At 63.5% G+C, this 20704-nt stretch carries 11 protein-coding genes and 1 pseudogene; 6 read left to right on the forward strand and 6 right to left on the reverse strand.

All coding sequences use genetic code 11. The features are described from left to right. Window positions 1–89: 89 nt before the first annotated feature. The 5 genes and pseudogenes from ACM9LZ_RS12010 to ACM9LZ_RS12030 all read left to right on the forward strand — a co-directional run. Window positions 90–2372, forward strand: a complete 2283-nt coding sequence (locus ACM9LZ_RS12010) for a TonB-dependent receptor (RefSeq protein WP_416619706.1) — start codon at window positions 90–92, stop codon at window positions 2370–2372. Window positions 2373–2569: 197 nt separating this feature from the next. Beyond that, on the forward strand, window positions 2570–4612 hold the full coding sequence (locus ACM9LZ_RS12015) for an acetoacetate--CoA ligase (protein WP_416619707.1): 2043 nt from the start codon (window positions 2570–2572) through the stop codon (window positions 4610–4612). A gap of 38 nt (window positions 4613–4650) precedes the next feature. After that, window positions 4651–5973, forward strand: coding sequence for an MFS transporter (locus tag ACM9LZ_RS12020; protein ID WP_416619708.1), 1323 nt, complete (start codon window positions 4651–4653; stop codon window positions 5971–5973). 2 nt (window positions 5974–5975) lie between these two features. Then, a complete protein-coding gene (locus tag ACM9LZ_RS12025) occupies window positions 5976–7622 on the forward strand; it encodes a tannase/feruloyl esterase family alpha/beta hydrolase (protein ID WP_416619747.1) in 1647 nt (548 codons plus the stop codon). A 13-nt stretch (window positions 7623–7635) separates the two neighbouring features. Continuing rightward, a pseudogene (locus ACM9LZ_RS12030) lies at window positions 7636–7749 on the forward strand (IS3 family transposase); the annotation flags it as partial. A gap of 84 nt (window positions 7750–7833) precedes the next feature. Here the strand turns inward: ACM9LZ_RS12030 and ACM9LZ_RS12035 are convergent. Together ACM9LZ_RS12035 and ACM9LZ_RS12040 are read right to left on the reverse strand one after the other, a co-directional pair. After that, window positions 7834–8511 (reverse strand): Fe2+-dependent dioxygenase, encoded by a 678-nt coding sequence (locus ACM9LZ_RS12035; RefSeq protein ID WP_416619709.1) that lies wholly within the window; start codon window positions 8509–8511, stop codon window positions 7834–7836. Between the two features lie 212 nt (window positions 8512–8723). Then, window positions 8724–11021: a TonB-dependent receptor gene (locus tag ACM9LZ_RS12040; protein WP_416619710.1), complete on the reverse strand. Its 2298-nt coding sequence runs from the start codon at window positions 11019–11021 to the stop codon at window positions 8724–8726. 286 nt (window positions 11022–11307) lie between these two features. On the opposite strand from ACM9LZ_RS12040, the gene ACM9LZ_RS12045 reads away from it, so the two are divergent. Then, on the forward strand, window positions 11308–12207 hold the full coding sequence (locus tag ACM9LZ_RS12045; RefSeq protein WP_416619711.1) for a hypothetical protein: 900 nt from the start codon (window positions 11308–11310) through the stop codon (window positions 12205–12207). Window positions 12208–12369: 162 nt separating this feature from the next. Here ACM9LZ_RS12045 and ACM9LZ_RS12050 read toward each other — a convergent pair whose 3' ends face one another. From ACM9LZ_RS12050 to ACM9LZ_RS12065, 4 genes are all read right to left on the reverse strand, one after another. Beyond that, entirely contained in the window at window positions 12370–13530 is a 1161-nt protein-coding gene (locus ACM9LZ_RS12050; protein ID WP_416619712.1) for an NAD(P)/FAD-dependent oxidoreductase, read from the reverse strand. A 57-nt stretch (window positions 13531–13587) separates the two neighbouring features. After that, entirely contained in the window at window positions 13588–15678 is a 2091-nt protein-coding gene (locus ACM9LZ_RS12055) for a catalase (RefSeq protein ID WP_416619713.1), read from the reverse strand. A gap of 725 nt (window positions 15679–16403) precedes the next feature. Next, complete coding sequence (locus ACM9LZ_RS12060; protein WP_416619714.1) at window positions 16404–18797, reverse strand: TonB-dependent receptor; 2394 nt, start codon at window positions 18795–18797, stop codon at window positions 16404–16406. A 102-nt stretch (window positions 18798–18899) separates the two neighbouring features. Then, a complete protein-coding gene (locus ACM9LZ_RS12065; RefSeq protein WP_416619715.1) occupies window positions 18900–20699 on the reverse strand; it encodes an acyclic terpene utilization AtuA family protein in 1800 nt (599 codons plus the stop codon). Window positions 20700–20704 lie beyond the last annotated feature (5 nt).

Genomic DNA, 20704 nt, shown 5'->3' on the forward strand with positions numbered 1-20704 from the left:
GTCTCCCGATCTGCGGATGCCAAGATCGCCCTCTGACTGGGGACGGCAGATCCCCGGCGCTTCAATCGATCAATGGGGATGGAATGACCATGAAGAGCTTGATGCCGGCCCGCCATATGCGAGCGTTGGGTCTGGGGGCCACCGCGCTGTTTGGCGGCTGTCTTGTGCCCGGCCCTGTCTGGGCCCAGACGCAAAGCAATAATGCGACTTCCGGTGCCGGGGCCCTGCGCGAGATCGTCCTGGAGGAAATCGTCGTCACGGCGGAAAAGCGCGCCGAAGGGCTGCAGAACATTCCCATCGCCATTACTGCCGTTTCCGGCACCACGCTGGAAAAGGCTGGCGTCAAGGAGGTCGGTGACCTGGTACAACTGGCGCCCAGCCTGCAATTCGGCACACGGTCCACCAACGTCTTCATTGCCATGCGCGGCATCGGCCAGGCGGGGCAGGATATTGGCAGCCAGTCAGGGGTGACCGTATCGCTCGACGGCGTGCCGCTGCTCAACCATTTCATGATGAACCCCGCCTTCCTGGACATTGAACGGGTCGAAGTGCTGCGCGGGCCGCAGGGCACCATCCAGGGCCGCAACGCCACGGGCGGCGCCATCAATATCTACAGCAAGGGACCGACCGATCAGACCGAGGGTGAAATCGGTCTTACCGCCGGCAATTATTCACGCCTGGGCATCAAGGGCTTTGTGAACGCGGCGCTGACCGATCAGGTCATGGCCCGCCTTTCCTTTCAGAACGACCGGTCCGATGGCTGGACGAAGAACCAGTTCCTCAACCGACGCAACGACGATGCCGACATGACCCAGTTGCGCGGCCAGGTGCTGATCCAGCCGTCGGACAGGTTCAGCGTGACTGCGCTGGTCGATTACATGCGTGATCGTGGCAATCCGTCGTTCAACGTGCTGCTGGGCCGCGCCGATCCGGCCCGCCCCACGCCGGCCGAGGTGCCCGGCTATGCCTTCCCGGTCAACAATCTCAAGGACCTGAAATTCTATTTCAACGAGCCCGGCGAACGCGACGTGGAAGATGTGCGCGCCACCCTGACCGCCCGTATGGAACTGGGGTCGAACAGCACGATCACCTCCACCACCGGCTATATCCGGCATGATATCGACTTGACCAATCTGGATGTGGACCTGACGCCTGTCGTCGGCTCCCGCTTCGATCTGATCGGTCTTTATGCCGAGCAGGCGACGCAGGAATTCACGGCCACCACCGATCTGGGCGACCGGGCCGATCTGGTGGCCGGCCTGTTCTACATGCATGGCGACGCCAGCGAGCCGCTTTATCTCAGTTCCGCGACGGTGAAGAACCTTCTCATCTACCTCCCCAATGAAAAGCTGAACTCCTACGCCTCCTATGTGCAGTTCCGGTACAATCTGACCGACGATCTCCGCGCGACCGCCGGCGGGCGCTACACGATCGACAAGAAGACCTACGAGATGGATGCGACATCGGGCGGGCAGCGCTATCTGCTGGCCGACAAGGATACCTGGAAGGCCTTCACGCCCCGCTTCGTGCTGGATTACACGCCCGAGGAAAACATGCTGATCTATACAAGCGTGTCGCGCGGGTTCAAATCCGGCGGTTTCAACACGCTGGGCGACGTGTCCCAGCCGGTCAACGTCTTCAATCCCGAATATGTCTGGAATTACGAGGTCGGAACCAAGGGCAAGTTCTTCGACAACCGGCTGCGTATGGGCCTGACCGCCTTCTATGCCGATTACACCAACCTGCAGCAGACCGTCTTCCGCACCAACGAAGAGACGGGCGTGCGCTTCCCCCGGGTGGAAAACGCTTCCGCCGCCAAGATCAAGGGCATCGAGCTGGAATTCGAGGCGGCACCGGCCAGGGGCGTGAAACTGTCCGGCGCGGCCACCCGCCTGGATACAGAATACGGGAAATTCTGCAACAACGACCCGCTTTACCCCAACGTGCCGACCGCCGCGTCCTGCGTCGGCGTTCTCAGCGACGGCAAGCCGCTGCCGCCGGGTGCCGTGAACCTGCAGGGCAATACCCTGACCCAGGCGCCGAAATGGCAGTTCAACCTTTCGGGCGAATATGCCTTCCCGGTTTCGGAAACCCTGGAGGTCACGGCGCGCGCCGATTACAAATGGCAGAGCAAGGTCTATTTCGACATCTATAACAACCCTTTGAATACGCAGGACAATTACGGCCTTCTCAACCTGTCGGTTGCTCTCGGCACGGTCGACAGGACCTGGTCGCTGACCGGGTGGGTCCGTAACGCGGCCGACAAGCGCTATATCAGCCAGGCGGTCACCCGCCCCGGCGCGAACGCCTATACCTCCGGGTCGGTCGGCACGCCGCGCATGTATGGCGCCACGCTCTATCACCGCTTCTGATCCGGCGGGAAACAGCACCCGCCGCCCATGGCCGGCATGGGCATGCGGCACGGGTGCTGTTCTTCCCTTCTCCATTGGGCCCTTCTCCATTGGGACTGTCCCCGGCGTGGGAGCGTTTGGGGCGCCCGCCCCCATCCATGCGGGGGGAAGTGATCCGCCGGCCAGGTGCCATTTTAAAAGTCACAAGGAAGTACGACATGGTCAATCGCGGGGCTGCCGCCTGCATTTCCCAGATCAGCCTGTATCAGGAATGGCTGCATCGCGAACGCGGGCTGGCATTTTGCGACTATGCGGCGATGTGGGAATGGTCGCGCACCGACCTGGCGGGGTTCTGGCAAAGTGTTTGGGACTATCACGACCTTCAGTCGCCGACGCCGCCGTCCGTGATCGTGGAAGGAGCGATGCCGGATGCCCGATGGTTCACGGGCACGCAGGTCAATTACGCCCGACAGGTGTTTCGCCATGCCGATATGGCGGATGTCGCCGGCCAGCCTGCCATCATCGCCGCTGATGAAAGCGGCCGGGTCACCGAACTGACCTGGAGTGCCTTGCGGTGCCAGGTCACGACATTCGCGCTGGAACTGCGGCGGCGGGGCATCGGGCGTGGCGATGTGGTTGCAGCCTATCTGCCGAATATCCCGGAAGCCGTGGTGTCGATGCTGGCCTGTGTCAGCATTGGCGCGATATGGACCCTGTGTTCCCCCGATATGGGCACGCCGGCCGTGCTGGCCCGGTTCCAGCAGACGGCACCCAGGGTCCTGATCGCCGCGGACGGGGTCTGCTATGGCGGCAAGCCGGCGGATCGCGCCGCCACCGTCACGACCATCCGTCAAGGCCTGCCCAGTGTGACCGACCTGTTCGTGATCCGCACGGGCAACGGCGCATTCCCCATCGCAGGCGCCACGGATTTTCAGGACATCCAGCCCGTGGACGCCCGGACGGCGGCGATGTTCGAGCCGGAGTGGCTTCCGTTCGACCATCCGCTATGGATTCTCTACTCCAGTGGGACCACGGGTCTGCCCAAGGCCATCGTCCATGGGCACGGGGGCGTCGTCATCGCCGCCTGTGCCGGGAACATGCATCTGGACATCGGGGCCAGCTATTCCCCCAACAATTTCGGCGAACGGTTCCATTGGTACAGCGCCACCGGATGGGTGATGTGGAACATCCAGGTCGGCGGTCTTTTGTCCGGCACCACCATCTGCATTTACGACGGTTCCCCCAAGGGGGGCACCGGCACGGTGGAATGGACACCGCTATGGCGTTTCGCCGCGCGCCATCAGGTGACCTGGTTCGGGGCGGGTGCCGCCTTCTATGCCAGTTGCCGCAAGGCCGGCCTGGCGCTGCGGGACATTGACGGCTTAAGCCGCATCCGCGCGCTGGGCAGCACCGGATCAGCCCTGACCATCGATGATCAGGAATGGGGCACGCGCCAGTTCGCCACCCTGGGCACATCCGATATATGGTGGTGCAACATATCCGGCGGCACCGACATCGCCGCGGCCTTCCTGTCCGGGAACCGGGAGATGCCGGCCACGCCGGGGCGGCTGCAGTGCCGGCACCTTGGCGCGTCGGTCGAAGCCTGGGATGAAGATGGCCGGGCCGTCCGGGAGCAGGTCGGGGAACTGGTCTGTACGCGGCCCTTCCCCAGCATGCCCCTGTTCTTCTGGGGCGATGCGGGCCATGCCCGCTATCGATCCACCTATTTCGAAAGCTGGGCAGGCGTCTGGCGCCATGGCGACTGGCTGAGCGTAGAGGCCGATGGCAGTTGCATCATTGCCGGGCGCAGCGATGCGACGATCAACCGGCACGGCCTGCGCATGGGCACGGCGGACATCTATGCCGCTGTCGAGCGGCTGCCGGCCATCGCGGACAGCCTGGTCATCGATGTGGAGGATGGGAGCGGGGACAGCAAACTTCTGATGTTCGTCGTTCCCGGCGAAGGCGCTGCATGGGGGCCGGAACTGGAAGGGGCCATCGCCAGGGCCATCCGCGAGACGCTGTCGCCACGCTTCATCCCGGACCAGTTCATCCAGGCCCCCGCCATCCCCCGCACCCTGTCCGGCAAGAAACAGGAATTGCCGGTCAAGCGGCTGTTCCAGGGGTGGGACGTGGCGAAAGTCATCGATCCCAGCCTGACCGACAATGCCGCAATCATCCCTTGGTACGTCGCGCAGGCCGATGCCTGGCGGGCGGAAACCGGCATGGCAGCAGCAAAGGCACCTGCCAGGGGCGAATGATCTGCCGGCCAACAAAAATACGCTGATCGGAGGAAGATATGACGGGTTCGGCATCGGGCAAGGACGGCTCTTCCATCTTCAAGGTCGCGGTGACGGCCGGGGCCGGTGCGACAATCGAATGGTATGATTTCTTCGTCTATGGGACAGCAGCGGCCCTGGTTTTCCCGAAAATCTTCTTCCCGGCGGACCTGCCGCCGCTGGTTGCCCAGTTAGCGGCGTTCAGCACCTTCGCCGTAGGCTTCATCGCCCGGCCGTTCGGCGGAATCGTGTTCGGTCATTTCGGTGATCTGTTCGGCCGCAAGAAGGCGCTGCTGGTGGCGCTGCTGACCATGGGCCTTGCCACCACGGCCATCGGCCTCCTGCCAACCTACGCGACCGCCGGCATATTCAGTCCGCTGCTGCTGATCCTTCTGCGCCTGATCCAGGGCGTGGCGATTGGCGGGCAATGGGGGGGTGCGGCCCTGATGGCCATCGAAAGCGCGCCCAAAGGCAAGAGCGGCTATTATGGCAGTTTCGTTCAGATGGGCGTGCCGCTGGGTGTGGTGCTTTCCAATATCGTCTTCTTCATCATGATCACCACCCTGTCCCCGGATGCGTTCCAGGCCTGGGGATGGCGGGTGCCCTTCATCCTGAGTTTCGCCCTGGTCTTCATCGGCATCTATATCCAGACGCGGCTGGAGGAGTCGGTGGAATTCGAACAGGCGGCCCGGTCGCAGGAGGACACCCCGAAGGAACACCGGAAATCGCCGATCCTTCAGGTTCTGACCCGGCATCCGCTGAAAATCCTGCTGGCCGGCGGTGCCTTCATCGCGTCGAACACCTGTTTCTATGCGGCCATAACCTATGCCGTTTCCTATGGCGACACGGTCCTGAACCTGTCCCGAAGCGCCATGCTGGCCTGTGTGGTGGCGGCCAGTGTGGTGATGGTGCCCAGCCTGCTGCTCTTCGGATCCCTGTCGGACCGGTGGGGCCGGTCGAAACTGTTCATGATCGGGCTGGCCTTGACGGGGCTGTGGTCCTTCGCCTTCTTCCCGCTGCTGGAAACGCTTTCCTATCCGGCGATCCTGGCCGCGCTGACGGTGGAACTGGTCTTCATCAGCATCATGTACGGCCCGCAGGCCGCCCTGTTCGCAGAGCTTTTCCCCGTGGCCGTGCGCTATTCCGGTGCGTCGCTTGGATATCAGTTGGGGGCGGTCATCGGTGGCGGCTTTGCGCCGATCATCGCAACGGCCCTGTTCGCCGAATATGCCTCCTCGCTGCCCATTTCGATCTTCCTGTTCGGTGTATGCTTCCTGTCGCTGGTCTGCACCTGGCTGCTGACCCGGCATGTCAATGCGTCCTTGGTTGGGAAAGGTTCGTGATCATGGAATTCATCGCCTCTCTCCCCCGCCGGGTGCTGGCGCCGGTTGCGGCCGTCATGGCCGCCGTCACGCTCGGCCTGCCCTCCCCCGCCATGGCGCAGTCTGCCGCCAATGCCCCGTCGGCCGATGCGGCGCGTTGCGAGGCGCTGGTCCGGCTGCGCCGGCAGGATACGACGATCACCAGCGCCACAATGGTGGCCCAAGGGGCCGCGGCGGCCGATATTCCCGGCGCTTCCGACCTTCCCGCCTTCTGCCGGGTCGTCGCCCATGTCCGGTCGGCGCCGGGGTCCGACATCGGTATCGAGCTGTGGCTGCCGGTCGAATGGAACGGCGTCTTTCACGGTAACGGCAATGGCGGGTTCGCCGGATTGCTGCAAAGCGGCTATGGCGGCATGGTCCGCGGGCTGCGGCATGGCCATGCGGTCGCCACGACCGACACGGGCACCGCCCCCGCCACGCCGCTGGACGGTGACCCGTTGATCGGGCAGCCGCGCAAATGGCGGGATTGGGGCCGGCTTTCCACCCATGTGATGACGGTGACCGGCAAGGGCATTGCCGCCGCCTTCTATGGGCGGGGGGCGGAGCGGTCCTATTATACCGGCTGTTCGACCGGGGGGCAGCAAGGCCTGATCGAGGCCCTTTATTATCCCGACGACTATGACGGCATTCTGGTCGGCGCCCCCGTCATCAACCGGACATGGGGGCATGCGGCGGTCCTGTGGAACTATGCCGCCGCCCATCGCACGCCGGACAGCCTGCTGTCGGAGACCAAGCTGCGGCTTCTGAACAGGGCCGCCATCGCGCGCTGCAATGCGCGCGGGCACGGGCAGGAGGGGGATGATTTCATCACCGATCCCCTGTCCTGCCGCTTCGACCCTGCGGAACTGAGTTGCCAGGGCGCGGACAGCGACCAATGCCTGACCCCGGCAGAGGTCGCCACCGCGCACGCCTTCTATAATGGCCCGACCATGGGGGACGGCCGCCCCGCCTTCTTCGGCTGGCTGCCGGGCAGCGAGGCGCCCGGCCGGTACGGCTGGTCCTTCCTGCAAAGCGCGCTGAACGGGCAGCCGCCCTTCAGCAGCCTGTTCAAATGGGTGTTCGGCGCTGACTGGGATTGGCGCGGCTTCGACCTGGACCGTGACATGCCCATGGTTGATGCCGCCCTCGGCGACATCGTCAATGACGCGACACGGGGCAGCCTGCAGGCCTTCAAGGCACGCGGCGGCAAGCTGATCATCTATCACGGCCTGGATGACACGCTGGTGCCCCCGGCCCAGTCGGTGGCGTTCTACGAGCGGCAGATGGCCGAACTGGGCGGGCGGGAACAGACGGAGGCGGTGGCGCGCCTGTTCATGGCGCCGGGCCTGATGCATTGCGCCGGCGGCACCGGCCCCGACGCCTTCAATTCGGCTGCCGCCGGTACACCGCTTCCCCCCGTTTCAGACCCGGCCCATGATCTGTTCGCCGCCCTGATCGCCTGGACAAAGGGGGGGCCCGCCCCCGAACAGGTGATCGCCACGAAATACAGCACGCGCGAGGCCACGACCATCGCCTTCCAGCGCACGCTGTGCGCCTACCCGCAACAGGCACGGCATGACACAGAGGGGCCAACCACCTCCGTCGATCGTTTCGCCTGCTCTGCCCCGTAAGAAAGCTGGGAGGCAATCGCTGAAATGCGAATGCGTCTATCCCCATGCCTTCGAGACCGGCAGCGAGGCCAGGGCCGGGATCGGACGCTGGAGCGATTACTGCAATATCCAACGCCTTCATTCCGCGTGAACTGAACAGGGCCAAGCTTGGCGCCGAGCAAAAACGGTCCGATCACAAAGGGCCAGCTCTTTCAAGCCTTGACCCTGCCGGTCACGCCTCCACCCAGCGGCGCAGCAGGTTGTGATAGGTGTTGGTCAGTGACAGCAGGCCCGGATGATCGGGCATGTCCTTGTTCAGCGCCAGGATCGCCATGTCCATGTCGAACAGGATGCGACGGTCGCCGTCGTCGCGCACCATGCTTTGCACCCAGAAGAAGGAGCAGGTGCGCGCACCGGCGGTCACGGGCCGCACGTGATGCAGGCTGGAACTGGGATAAAGCACCATGTGCCCGGCCGTCAGCTTCACGGTGTGATGGCCGTAAAGGTCCTCCACCACCAGTTCCCCGCCTTCATATTCGTCCGGATCGCACAGGAACAGGGTACAGGACAGGTCGGTCCGGATGCGCGGGCCCGAGGGAGGCTGGCGCACGGCATTGTCGACATGGGCCCCGAAATGCTGCCCGCCGGCATAGCGGTTGAACATGGGCGGGTAGAGCCGGGCCGGCAGGGCCGCGGACATGAACAGCAGGTTCTGCGCCAGCGCGTCCAGGATCACCTGCCCCACCGCGCGCGCGGTGGGATGGGTTTCCGGCAACTGGCTGTTCTGTTTCACCCTGGCGGACTGGAAACCGGTCGTCACCCTGCCATCCACCCATTGCGCCGTGTCCAGCATCTGCCGGCATTGCCGGACCTGTTCGGGGGTCAGCACATCGGGGATCGGCAGCATCATGGTGCGACATTCCTGGAACGGCGGGCCTGGAAGGGCGGGCCTGGAAGGGCGGGATCGCCGATCTATAGCATGGGGCCGCCCGCCCGCACCCATGGCAGCGCGGGCGGGCGGCTGGATCAAGGGTAACCGGTCACGATGACCGGCACAGGGGAGAAGGGGGGCGGCCGTCCGGGTGGCCGCCCCCCGCCTTCCGACACGGAAGGGGTGGTGGATCAGAAGGTATAGTTGACTGTCAGCGTGGCCGAGCGCGCATCGCCCGGCGTGGCCCAGCCATTGTTGCGGATGCGGGTGAAATAATGCTTGTCGAACAGGTTGTTGACGTTGACCTGGATCTGCGTCTCCTCGTTCAGCCAATAGGAGGCCGAGGCGCGGTGGACCCAGAAATCAGGCGTGCGGTACAGCACGGCCCCGCTATTGTTCAGGTACATGCGCCCGTAATAGGTGACGCCATAGCCAAGCTGGACGCCGGCCGGCAGGTCATAGGTGGTCCACAGGCTGCCGGAATGCTTCATGATGCTGGTCAGCGGATTGCCCCTGGTCGGGTCGGCCAGACCCTCATCGGCGCCGCGCAGCACCTCGCTGTCCAGATAGGTATAGTTGGCGAAGACGCGCCATTCCTGCGTCACCGTGCCGGCGATGCCCAGGGAAGCGCCGTCAACCCGGCTCTTGCCCCGAAGCTGATATTCCGGCACCAGCGGATCGGCCGACGGCACCTTGTAATTGCTGCGCTCGTTGCGGAAAATGGCTGCCGTCAGGGAAAGCTGGTTGTCCAGCAGGTCCCATTTCGTGCCGATCTCGTAATTCCGCGCGGTTTCCGGATCGACATTGCAGTTGTTGACGAACGTGGCGCCAGAACCGGCCGTGCAGGAACCGTTGACGGCCGATTTGGACGGGGTCTTGGAATTGCCATAGGCGATGTAGAAGCTGCCATTCGCGGCCGGCTTGTAAACCAGGCCGGCGCGGTAGGAGAACAGGCTGTCCGTGTTGCGGTACAATTCACCCTGAGAGGAGAAGACCCCGCCCGTATAGGTGCCGGCCGTGTAATCGCCCTTGTTGTGTTCCCAGCGCAGGCCGCCATTGATCTCGAACTGGTCGTTCAGCTTGATCTGGTCGAACAGATAGACAGCCTGGTTTTCCAGCGTGCCATCCTGTGTCTGCGTCTGCACATAGTTCAGCGGGCCGGTATAGACATGGTCGGGGTTGGCGATGTCCATGGCCGGCAGGGTGGGGTTCGGCGTGGCGCCGCCCGGATTGCGCTGCCAGTTGCCGGTATCCAGGTGGAATTTCTCCGAAAAGACGGCCATGCCCAGGGTCAGGTTGTGGCGGATGCCGCCCGTGTCGGCCGTCAGCTTCAGGTCGGTCTGGTTGAACAGCATGCTGTTGCGCGTGTCGCGCGTGTTGCCGCGCGGGCCGCTGGGGGCATAGGTGCCGGCCGCCGCACAGGCGGCACCCGTGGAGGCGTTGGTGCCGTCATACAGGCACCAGGTGCCCTGCGGCGGGTTCACCACAGCATATTGCGTCACGCGCTGCCAGCGCGTCAGATTCTGCACCGACAGGCGGTCGGTGAAGCGATGTTCCAGCTTGGCCGTGACGATGTCGGCCTGGCTGTCCTGCCGGTCCAGGTTGGAATAGCCGTAGTAATTGTCCCATTCCACGCCCGGCAGCATGCCGTTGTGATAGGCGTTCTGGAAATAGGGCAGGCCGTATTGCGGAACATTGTCATCTTCCTGGTGGAAGTAGGACAAGGTGAACTGCGTGTCGGTGTTCAACCCGAATACCACCGACGGCGCCACACCCCAGCGCTTATACTCTTCCACATCCCGGCCGGGCACGTCGTTACGGTGCCACATGGCGTTCAGGCGCACGGCAGTGCCGTCATCGATCTTCTGGTTGGTGTCGATCGTGGCGCGGTAATAGGCGTCGGTGCCGATCCCGGCACTGGCAGTGGTGAAGCTGTCATCCTTCGCCGCCTTGCTGACCAGATTGATGCTGCCGCCCACGGCGCCGGAACCGGCATAGACCGAATTGGCCCCGTTCGTCACCTCAAGCTGTTCCAGGTTGAACGGGTCGGAGCGCACATATTGCGCGCTGTCGCGCACCCCGTCGATGGCAATGTCGGAATTGGCCGTATAGCCGCGCAGATTGATGCTGTCGCCATAGCCGCCGCCACCTTCGCCCGCCCCAAACGTGATGCCCGGCACTGTCGACAGGATGTCGCGCAGGTTCAGCAGGTTCTGTTCCTTGATCACGGCGGCCGGCACGACGGTGATGGTCTGCGGCGTGTCACGCAGCGGGGCCGTGTATTTGGGGGAGGCCGCCTGTTCGGGCTTGTTGCTGGGGGCGATGGCCTCGCCTTCCACCCCCAGGGTGGGCAGCATCACCGCCCCTTCCGCTTCCCCGGCTGCCTGCTGGGCCATGGCCGGTGCGGCCCCTGCCGCGATCCCCACCGAAAGGGCGGCCATCAGCGCCATACGGCCGCGCGCCACCTGTGACATGTGTCTGTCGTCCATCTCGAGTCCCCTTCAAAGTCGAGCATGCGGACGCGATTCACTATTATTCTCGGACGGTTCGAGCCATCCGTATGATCGTCGCCCGGTTCCAACACCTGCCGGCGCGGACTATATTGATAACCATTTGCATTCGCAATCATCCGGACACCTCTTCCCCCGCGATAGGGGCTGCCCCTCCATGACGGTGATGCATGGCTCCACGGGCGGGATGCCCCATTTTTTGGCTTCCGATTTCGCGGCGCCCACCTATACACAGCCCCAGTATATATCTCCAAGGTACAGGGCATTGACCAGAATCCCCGATGAGACCGCCGGGCTGCTGCCCCAGGAACCGTTCCCCATCAGCCGGCGTCAACAGGCGCTGACAGCCCGGTTCCTGTTGCCGTCGCAGCAGATAATCTACGATTATCTGCTGAATTTGCGGCTGGAGGCCGACAAGGTCCTGTCCGTCCGGTATCCGGTGATCAATGGCAAGGCCTATCCACTGGGCCGCTGCAAGGAGATTTCCGACACGGTGCGCGCGGAACTGGCCCGGCGTATCCAGCGGCCGGTCCACCCGGCCGAACGCGCTATCCATGGTTTCCTGCGGGCCGGCGGCATCATCCGCCCCGTCTGGGGCATCCTGAGGCGGCAATTCTTCCAGAACGCCACCCAGTTCGGCAGCCTTTACATCGATGTTTCCAATGACACGGTGACGGTGACAAAGCCGAAGGTCGAGATTCTGCCCATGGCAGACAGCGAGTTGGAACCCGTGCGCAACCTGGCGGATTATGCGCTGGTGGCCGGGCGGTACTGGAAGGCGGACATGTATGCCAATGTGCTGGTTCCGGCCCTGGCCCCCGTCATGCCCCTGATCGGTGTCTGGCCCGGCCGGGCCGTGGAACTGCAATCGGCCACCGATTATGTGATCGGCATGATGATGCGTGACCGGTTCCAGATGGCGGAGGACTGGCTACGGCAGGCGCCCCCGCCCCCCGGGCCGGCGGCGCAGGCCTTCCTGGACAATCTGCCGGCCGCATTCCGCCTGCCCCCCGGCACCGACCTGCGGGAAGCCGGCATCGCGGCCTGCCGCACGGCCCGGCGGGAACAACGTTTCAAGGATGTGGCCTGGCGCGATGCGCGGGTGATGGATTACCAGGCGATCTTCCAGGCGCAACAGAAGGCGGGCCAGGTGCTGCCCGCCTGACCCGGGGCGACCGCCGTGGCGCGGCCTGTTCCCATCCCTTGCCCGTTCCCGGCGGGTATGATTTCCACTGTTTTGCGGTGATCAGAACCTATTGGTTCCGATCACCGCCCTCATCGCCGGCGCCAACATCCGTTGGCTTGGCTGCGCCGCACGAGCGGCACTTCATGCGAAAAGGCCGGCATCGATATCGGTCCGCCCTTCGACCATCCCGACCAGGAGTTCGGCCGCCAGGCTGCTGAACGTTATGCCATTCCCGCCAAAGGCCAGAATGGCCAGGATTGTGGGCTTGCCCCCCACCTGCCGGATGGTGGGCAGACCGGTGGGTGTTGATCCGAAATTCCCGCACCATGCATAATCGGCCCTGACATCGAGCGCCGGGAACAGCTTCCCCAGTTTCTCTTCCAGCCTGGCCGTCTTGGCGGGCAGCAGCGCGTCGCGCGTGGCTTCGTCCTGGAAATCCTCGTCCTCGCCTCCGCAGATCACCCTTCCATCCGGCAGGGCCCGCACATAGAGATAGGGATCAGAAGCTTCCCAGATCAGGCACCGGTCCGGCCAGAGCCTGCGTGGCTGCGGCCGTGTGGCGATGGCCCAGGTCGATCCGATCCTGTGCCTGGTCCGACGCGCACCCTTGGGCAATTCATAACCCGTGGCATAGATCGCCGTCCCGGCATGGATTTTCGGCCCCGCTTCGGTGGTGACCACCACCCGTCCACCCCGGCTTTCAATGCCGCTGACGGTAACGGGGGAGAAAATCTCCGCCCCGTGCCGTTGCGCGTCCAGCAGGAAACCCGCCGCCAGTCGCAGCGGGTGCGCCGTGAGATTGCCGAAGGACAGCAGCGCCGCTGTCCGGTCGATCCCGTATCGCGACCGCAACTCGGCGCGATCCAGATAGTCGGTGTGCAGGCCGGCACCGGTGCGCAATGCCGCCTCCTCCCGCAACTGGCCGGCATTGAGCAGCGTGCCGGCCAGATAGAGCGAGGGGCGGCGTTCAAGGTCGCAATCGATCTTCAGCGCGTCGACCTTGTCCGCCAGCGTGTCCAGGGCGAGCCTGGTTCTCTGCCAGGCGCGTACCGCCCTCTCCAGCCTGACCTTGGCTTTGAGCTTCAGGATCGGCAGGTCGATCTCATACTGCAACAACGCCGTGGTGGCCGCCGTCGAGCCCGATAATGGCGGGCGGCGATCGAGCAAGACCACCTTATGCCCGCGCGACGCCAGAGCCTGGGCCGTGATGGCAGCGCTGATCCCGGCACCGACCAGAACGATGTCGGTGGTCACATCATCCGCCAGGGCCTTCGATGTGACCGCCGGGACCTTGGTGTCCATCCAGACAGACCGCCCTGTCCGCAGATCCTTGGGGTCTGTCAGCATAGCAGTCCGTTGTCAGGCCAGGGTGCGGATGTCGGGTTCACGCGCCCAGTACCGGGTCTTGGCCGCCTCCACGAAGCCGGCCCCGACAGGCTTCACCCCCTCATCCGGCATGATGCCGGCCTTTTCAAGCAGCGGCTTCGCCTCCGCATTGAAGCCGATGGCCTTCAGATGGCCAAAGGCATCCATCAGCCATTGGATGGCCGCCCCCTCATTCAGGAAGGCCTTGGCGCCCTCTTTCGACACGATCACGGCAACGGCGTCGAAGATCGGCGACGGGGCCCCGAACAGCAGATGGTCGGCCTTGTGGACCTTACCGTCGGAAAGCTTCGTCCCGCCGACCTTGGGCGCCACGATGACCGGCTTTGCTCCGGCGCTTTTGACCGCCTTGACCAGTGTGGCCAGTTCGTCCGCGTCACTGCCATCATGGATCAGGATGCCGATGGCGCGTCCCTCCAGCGTCGCTTTCATCTGCGCATGGATCGACAAGGCCGGCGACGGCTCGATCTCGACCGGTGGCCGTGCCGGCTTCGCGGCCGGCGGCAAGGCTGCGCCCAGGCCTGCGGCGACCCGCCTGGCCAGATCCTCGTCGACATTGCGCAGATTGGCCAGCATCCGGCCGGGCACCTTCTCCAGCCCGACCTTGGACAGTTCGAAGACGAAAGACGAGGCGATATGCGCCTGTTCCTCGGGCGTCTGGGATTTCCAGAACAGCCGCGCCTGGCTGTAATGGTCGGCGAACAGTTCCGCACGTATCCGCAGCTTGTCTCCCTGCCCGTTTGCCAGTGTTTCAGGGACGGTGGTGAAGCCCTGGGCCGGGCATTCGCGCGGCCCCGCCTCCTCGCCATGCTGGGCAAGACTGTTGGGCTCGTAATTGGCACGCCCCCGCGGCACATGCATCTGCATATGGCCGTCGCGCTGGAAATTGTGGAAGGGGCATTTGGGGGCATTGATCGGCAATTGATGGAAATTGGCCGTGCCCAGCCGCGATTTCTGCGTGTCGAGATAAGAGAACAGGCGACCTTGCAGCAGCGGATCCTCGCTGAAATCGATACCCGGTGGCACGTTGGCAGGGCAGAAGGCCACCTGCTCCGTCTCCGCGAAGAAATTGTCGGGATTGCGGTCCAGCACCATGCGCCCGACCTTGCGGATGGGCAGCACCTCCTCCGGGATCAGCTTGGTGGCATCCAGCACGTCATAGGGAAGGGCCTCGGCGAAGGCCTGATCGAAGACCTGGATGCCCAGTTCCCATTCCGGGAAATCACCGGCGGCGATGGCCTCGTACAGGTCGCGGCGGTGATAGTCATTGTCCGCCGACTGCAGCTTCACCGCCTCGTCCCAAACGGTCGATTGCATGCCCAGCCTGGGCTTCCAGTGGAATTTGACGAAGCTGGTCTTGCCCTTGGCATTGACCATCTTGAACGTATGGACCCCGAACCCCTCCATCATGCGCAGCGAGCGCGGAATGGTCCGGTCGGACATGGCCCACATCAGCATGTGGGTGGTCTCCGGCATCAGCGACGCGAAGTCCCAGAACGTGTCATGGGCGGAACCGGCCTGGGGATAGGCCTTGTCGGCCTCCATCTTCACGGCGTGGACCAGATCGGGGAACTTCATGGCATCCTGGATAAAAAAAACGGGGATGTTGTTGCCAACCAGATCCCAGTTTCCCTCCTGGGTGTAGAATTTCACCGCGAAGCCGCGCACGTCACGCGGCGTATCCACCGATCCCGCACCGCCAGCGACGGTGGAGAAGCGGGTGAAGACGGGGGTCTTCTCCCCTGCCCGCTGGAAGATGTCGGCCTTGGTGATATCCGCCAGGGATTCGTACAGTTCGAAATAGCCATGGGCACCGGAACCACGGGCATGAACGATACGCTCGGGAATGCGTTCATGGTCGAAATGGAAGATTTTCTCCCGCAGGATGAAATCCTCCAGCAGTGTCGGCCCCCGCTCTCCCGCCTTCAGGCTGTTCTGGTTGTCGGCAACCGGAATGCCTTGATTGGTGGTCAGGCGCGCATCTGCATCCATGTTCTGTTTCGGCAGGGACTGATGGGTCTCCCCGCCGGCACCCTTGTTGGTTGCGATGCGTGTCGTATCATCCATGACAGCACTCCTCCTGATATCCGTGCCGCATTAACGGTGGGACTGCGGCAAGGGTTCCAGTGGACTTGTCCTGGGACGGGCCTGCCGGCTCACCATACCGGGCCCCGCGGGCCATGGACGTGCCTTGTCGGCGGGCACGTTCAAACCTGATCCGGCAGATCCCGGATCAGCTGGTCCAGGGCGACCTCCAGCGCCATCATGCCCGGCGCCTCGCCCGGTACGCGCATGGCATTGCCTTCCGGCAGGTTCAGCGTGGCCAGACGGGGCCGCGGTCATGCGGCTGGACCGGCATAAAGCAGGAAGCAGGCTTGTCTCGTTCACCGCCGTTTCTGGCGTGCCACCGGGCAGATCCCCGCCGCATCCGGTCGTTCCTCGACCGCTTCACGAACGGCTTCACATATTGCGCCGAAGCACCGGTTGTTCCAGATCATCGACCCCATGCCGCGTGAACACATGCCTGAAAATGTCGATCCCTATCCGTTTATACCAAGCCAACGAATGTTGGCGCCGGCGATTGAGAACCAATTGGTTCTGGTCAGCGTAAAATAGTATTATACGCCATCTGGACAGCTCCCGGGCCGGCGGGTATCGACGACAAGGCACCACCCCGGAAACAGGCCGGGGTGGTGGAAAAGCATGTCGGCAGGTTGAGAAAGAAGGCGATTTGCCGGGCGGGCATCAGCCGGCATGGGGAGGCATATCCACCCCACCGCCACCCGCCATCATCAGAAACGGTGCCCGACCGATATGCCATAGGTGGCTGGTGTGCCGGTGAACCGCGTGACAAAGTCGCTGAACTTCTGCGCCTTGGTGATGTAATATTTGTTGGTGACATTCTCGCCGAATATCTGGGCATTCCACCGGCCATCACCCGACACGACCCCGACCCGGAAACCCAGCAGCCCATAGGCCGGCAACCTGGTGGACGGCGAACTGTACGCACCCGACGTGAACCCGTTATAGGTGGCCATCGCGGACAGGCTACCGGAGCGATAGCGGTAGTTGGCGCCGACAAAGCCGGACAGATCTTCGGTAATCGCAAAATCCTGCTGGGCATCGATCAGCAGCGAATATTTCGGCGCGTCCGGGAAGGACGACCCCTTCAGATTGGTGGCGACGCCGAAACCGTCATAACCGGGCGTATCGCCCTGCACCCGGGAATTCAGGTAAGTGCCCTGCATCTTGACGAGCGTACCCGTTGCCGGGCGCAGTTTCAGCCCCATCTCCGCGCCATACACACGGGAATTGGGTACATTGACGAGCAGGTTGAAGACGCCGAACAGCCCGAACGGGTCGACCGCACGGCCGGCAAGCTGCTTGTCCTTGTAATCGTAGTAAAAGACGCTTCCATCGATCTCGGCAAAGTTGCCAAACATCCGTGATTTGACACCGGCTTCATAGGCCAGCAGAGATTCCTGCCCGACCGGCCCAAGCTGGCTGTATGTGGTCGCAGTGATATTGGGGAAACTGCCGGCCTTGTACCCTTTGCTGATCGTGGCATAAAGCAGCGTGCCAGCCTGCGGCTTGAAATCCACGCCCGCGCGCCAGGAGAAGTTCCCCTGATTGAGTTCCTGTTCGAGATAGATCGGCGTCAGGCCGGGGCCGAGCGTCAGGCAGCCACCCGGCACAGCGGGCACGAAATTGTTGATGCCCGCCCTGCTCTGAAGTGTTTGCTGAAGGATGTTGGTGACGGCAAAGGCCTCGCCATTGACATCGCGTGTGCAACCGCCATGATCGATGTCGGTCCAGGTATATCGGCCGCCGGCATGGATACTCACCTGTTCCGACAGGTTGAAGTCGAGATTGGCGAAGCCCGCCTTGCTGACGGAAAGATTGCGGCCGGTATTTGCAAAGGAACTCTGGGCCAATCCGGTCGCCGCATAGAATGCGTAGACCGCTGTCGTGCCCCTTGAGTTCTGGATCTGGTCTTCGCGGACACGGTCACGCGCGTAATTGGCGCCGACAAGCCATGTTAACCGCTGATCCGCCACTTCGCCGCCCAGGCGAAGCTCCTGGAACAGGGAATTCACGTCGCCGTTATTATAGATGATCTGTTCGACATTTGCACCGATGGGCTGTGCTATGTCGCGCTGCCTGTATCGCTGGTAGGAACCCAGATACGTCAGGGTGACATCATCATTCAGGCCATATTCGACACGCCCGGAAACTTGCCCGAACTTCTGATCCAGCCTGGGGCGAACCCCTGTAAACCAATCGGTCGCCCGATTGCTGTGAGGCGCCAGTGTCACGTCGCTCAGGCCGGGAACATTGACGATGTTCTGCGGCCGGGTCGGAATGAAGGCAAAGACCTGGCCGGGCCGATTTTCGGATTTGTCACGAAAGCCGTTGAAGGTGAGGGTAGCCGCGAGATTATCCGACGGATCAAATTGAAAGGTGGCCCGTCCCTTGTAGACTTCCTTGTCGCCCAGCCGGCCGTCGCGCGACTGGCTCCACTGATAGGCGCCGCCGCGATCCACCTCAAAGGCAATTCTGCCACCAACCGTATCGCTCAGAGGGCCGCTGAGGAAGCCGCCCAGATTGACCTGATTGTACGACTGATAGGTGGCGTCGACACCCGCGCTCAAGCTGGAGGTGGGCTTCGCCGCGATGTAGTTGATCGCGCCGCCGGTCGCGTTCTGACCATACAGGGTCCCTTGCGGACCTTTCAGGACCTCGACCCGCTGCAAATCGACCGTCGCGCTCTTGGTCAGCGCCGGGTATGCGTAAGGCACCTCGTCCTGATAGACGCTGACGGTCGGGCTCGCCGACAGGGAAAAGTCGTTATAATTGATCCCGCGGATCGAATAGACCGGGGCGCCGTAATTGCTTTCGGTCACGACGAAGCTGGGATCGATCTTCACCAGCCCGTTCACATCGCGGATGTTCTGAAGGCGCAGTTGATCGCCCGTGGCGGCGGTGATCGCCATACCGACATCGCTCAGGCGTTCGGAACGTTTCTGTGCGGTGACGACGATTTCCTCAAGCTCAAATACGGCGGCCGGGCCCGACGCCAAGTCGGTCGAAGGGCGCTGGGCTTCCTGGGCACAAACCTGGGATGCCATCGTCAGCGCCAGGGCCGAACTGGTCAGTCGAACGGCGCTTTTCATGTGTCGGATCATTTATCCCTCCCAAAGCTCAACAGTTTTCGTCCAGGCTCCGGACGACTGTGTGATTCTTCTGATTGGCGGACGGTAGGTCATGCCGGCCGCTATGGCTTGCGATTACTGGCTAATTTCCGCTGCCAAAGACGATGGAACGCGTATGGGCATGTCGAGAAGAATCTGTGCATTCCCCTTGCCCAGCGGGTCGAACCGCGCCGATGCCGGCCCACCCCCACCCAGCGCGTCATGCATCACCAGATTGAACGACGCTGTGCCCGGCAGATGGAAACGCTGGATGCGGCCCTTCACCATGTGGGCGAAATAGTCCCCCACCGCGTCGGGCGTCAGCCTTGACCAAAGCAGCGGCAACCATTCCGGCCGGCGCGCGATGACGCCGATATTGGCGATATTGCCCTTGTCACCGCTACGCGCCCACGCCAGACGGACCAGCGGGATTTCCACTTGGCGCTCGCCGGGGGGATCGGTCCACGCAACCGGATCGCCGGGCAATTCCGTCTCGGGCCCGCCGGCCGGGGCGGGGGCCGGGATATCGATCACGGTGGTGACGTCCCCCAGGCGGATGCGCACCGGCACGCGGGCCTTGTCCAGCAGGAAGGACAGCGGCTTGATCAGCGGCGACGGCGATGGTCGCCCGCCGGCCGGCATGGTCGTGCCGGTGGACCAGGAGGTGCCGGCCGCCGTAATCTCACGGGCAAAGATTTCAAGCGCCTTCTTGTCCGCATGGTCGACCACGATGCGCACCATCACTTCGCGGGCATCCTGCGCGCGGGAGTTGGCTCCATACAGCCATTCGCAGCCGAAAAACTCGATCTGGACGTTGGTGTAATCGGGCAGACCGCCCTGCTGGAAAATTCCGCGCGTGCGCTCGATGATGGCATCGGCGGTCCGTTGCGCTTTGGCCTGCGCGTCGATGCCCACGACCGCCGTCATCCCGGCACAGCGATAACCGTCAAGCCGGGTGGCGGAGACCTTGTAGGTACCGGACGGCATGCGCCCCCGCGCACCGCGGACGCGCACCCGGTCGGGCGACACCTGCTCGATAGTGACATGACGGAAGTCACAACTGACATCGGGCAGCAGATAGGCGCCGGGATCACCGATCTCATACAGCATCTGTTCAACCACACAGGCCCGGTCGATCAACCCGCCTGTGCCGGCAGCCTTGGTCAACTCGAAGCTGCCATCCTCCCCACACGCGATGATCGGATAGCCAATATGGGGCCAGTCGGGAACGCGGTTCCAATCGGTGAACAGGCCGCCGGTGGCCTGACAGCCGCATTCGATGATGTGCCCGGCCAGGCTGCCACCGGCCAGGCGGTCATAATCCGCCGGGGTCCAGCCGAATTCATGGATCAGGGCCCCCAGCGTCACGGCACTGTCCACACCGCGACCGGTGATGACAATGTCGGCACCGGCCGCCAGCGCCTGCGCCACCGGAAAGGCGCCCAGATAGGCATTGGCGCTCAGCACACGCGGCGGCAGGGCCTCGCCGGTGAACATGTCGCGGACACCCTCCTCGCGGAGCCTCTCCATCTGGCCGCTGACATCATCGCCTTCGACAATGGCGATGCGCGGCGACAGGCCCATCGACGCGGCCAGTGCCGCCAGGGCATCCGCACAACCCTGCGGATTGATGCCCCCGGCATTGGCGATGACCTTGATCCCGCGCCTCATCACGTCGGGCAGCACCTGGCGCATCGCGGTATCGATGAAGTCGATGGCGTAGCCCATGTCCGGCTTCTTCGCGCGCATGGCGGCCAGGATGGCCATGGTGGTTTCAGCCAGATAATCGAAAACCAGATAATCGATCATCCCGGACGCCACCAGTTGCGGCGCGCCGACCATGCTGTCGCCCCAGAATCCAGAGGCCCCACCGATCCTGACGATCTTGCCGGTCATGATCA

It is taken from the genome of Niveispirillum fermenti (assembly GCF_048066175.1).
GTDB lineage: Bacteria > Pseudomonadota > Alphaproteobacteria > Azospirillales > Azospirillaceae > Niveispirillum > Niveispirillum fermenti.

Coding starts and splice junctions, on each gene's coding strand:
- ACM9LZ_RS12010 (WP_416619706.1), top strand. CDS start 90: ATGAAGAGCTTGATGCCGGCCCGCCATATGCGAGCGTTGGGTCTGGGG.
- ACM9LZ_RS12015 (WP_416619707.1), top strand. CDS start 2,570: ATGGTCAATCGCGGGGCTGCCGCCTGCATTTCCCAGATCAGCCTGTAT.
- ACM9LZ_RS12020 (WP_416619708.1), top strand. CDS start 4,651: ATGACGGGTTCGGCATCGGGCAAGGACGGCTCTTCCATCTTCAAGGTC.
- ACM9LZ_RS12025 (WP_416619747.1), top strand. CDS start 5,976: ATGGAATTCATCGCCTCTCTCCCCCGCCGGGTGCTGGCGCCGGTTGCG.
- ACM9LZ_RS12035 (WP_416619709.1), bottom strand. CDS start 8,511: ATGATGCTGCCGATCCCCGATGTGCTGACCCCCGAACAGGTCCGGCAA.
- ACM9LZ_RS12040 (WP_416619710.1), bottom strand. CDS start 11,021: ATGGACGACAGACACATGTCACAGGTGGCGCGCGGCCGTATGGCGCTG.
- ACM9LZ_RS12050 (WP_416619712.1), bottom strand. CDS start 13,530: ATGGACACCAAGGTCCCGGCGGTCACATCGAAGGCCCTGGCGGATGAT.
- ACM9LZ_RS12055 (WP_416619713.1), bottom strand. CDS start 15,678: ATGGATGATACGACACGCATCGCAACCAACAAGGGTGCCGGCGGGGAG.
- ACM9LZ_RS12060 (WP_416619714.1), bottom strand. CDS start 18,797: ATGATCCGACACATGAAAAGCGCCGTTCGACTGACCAGTTCGGCCCTG.
- ACM9LZ_RS12065 (WP_416619715.1), bottom strand. CDS start 20,699: ATGACCGGCAAGATCGTCAGGATCGGTGGGGCCTCTGGATTCTGGGGC.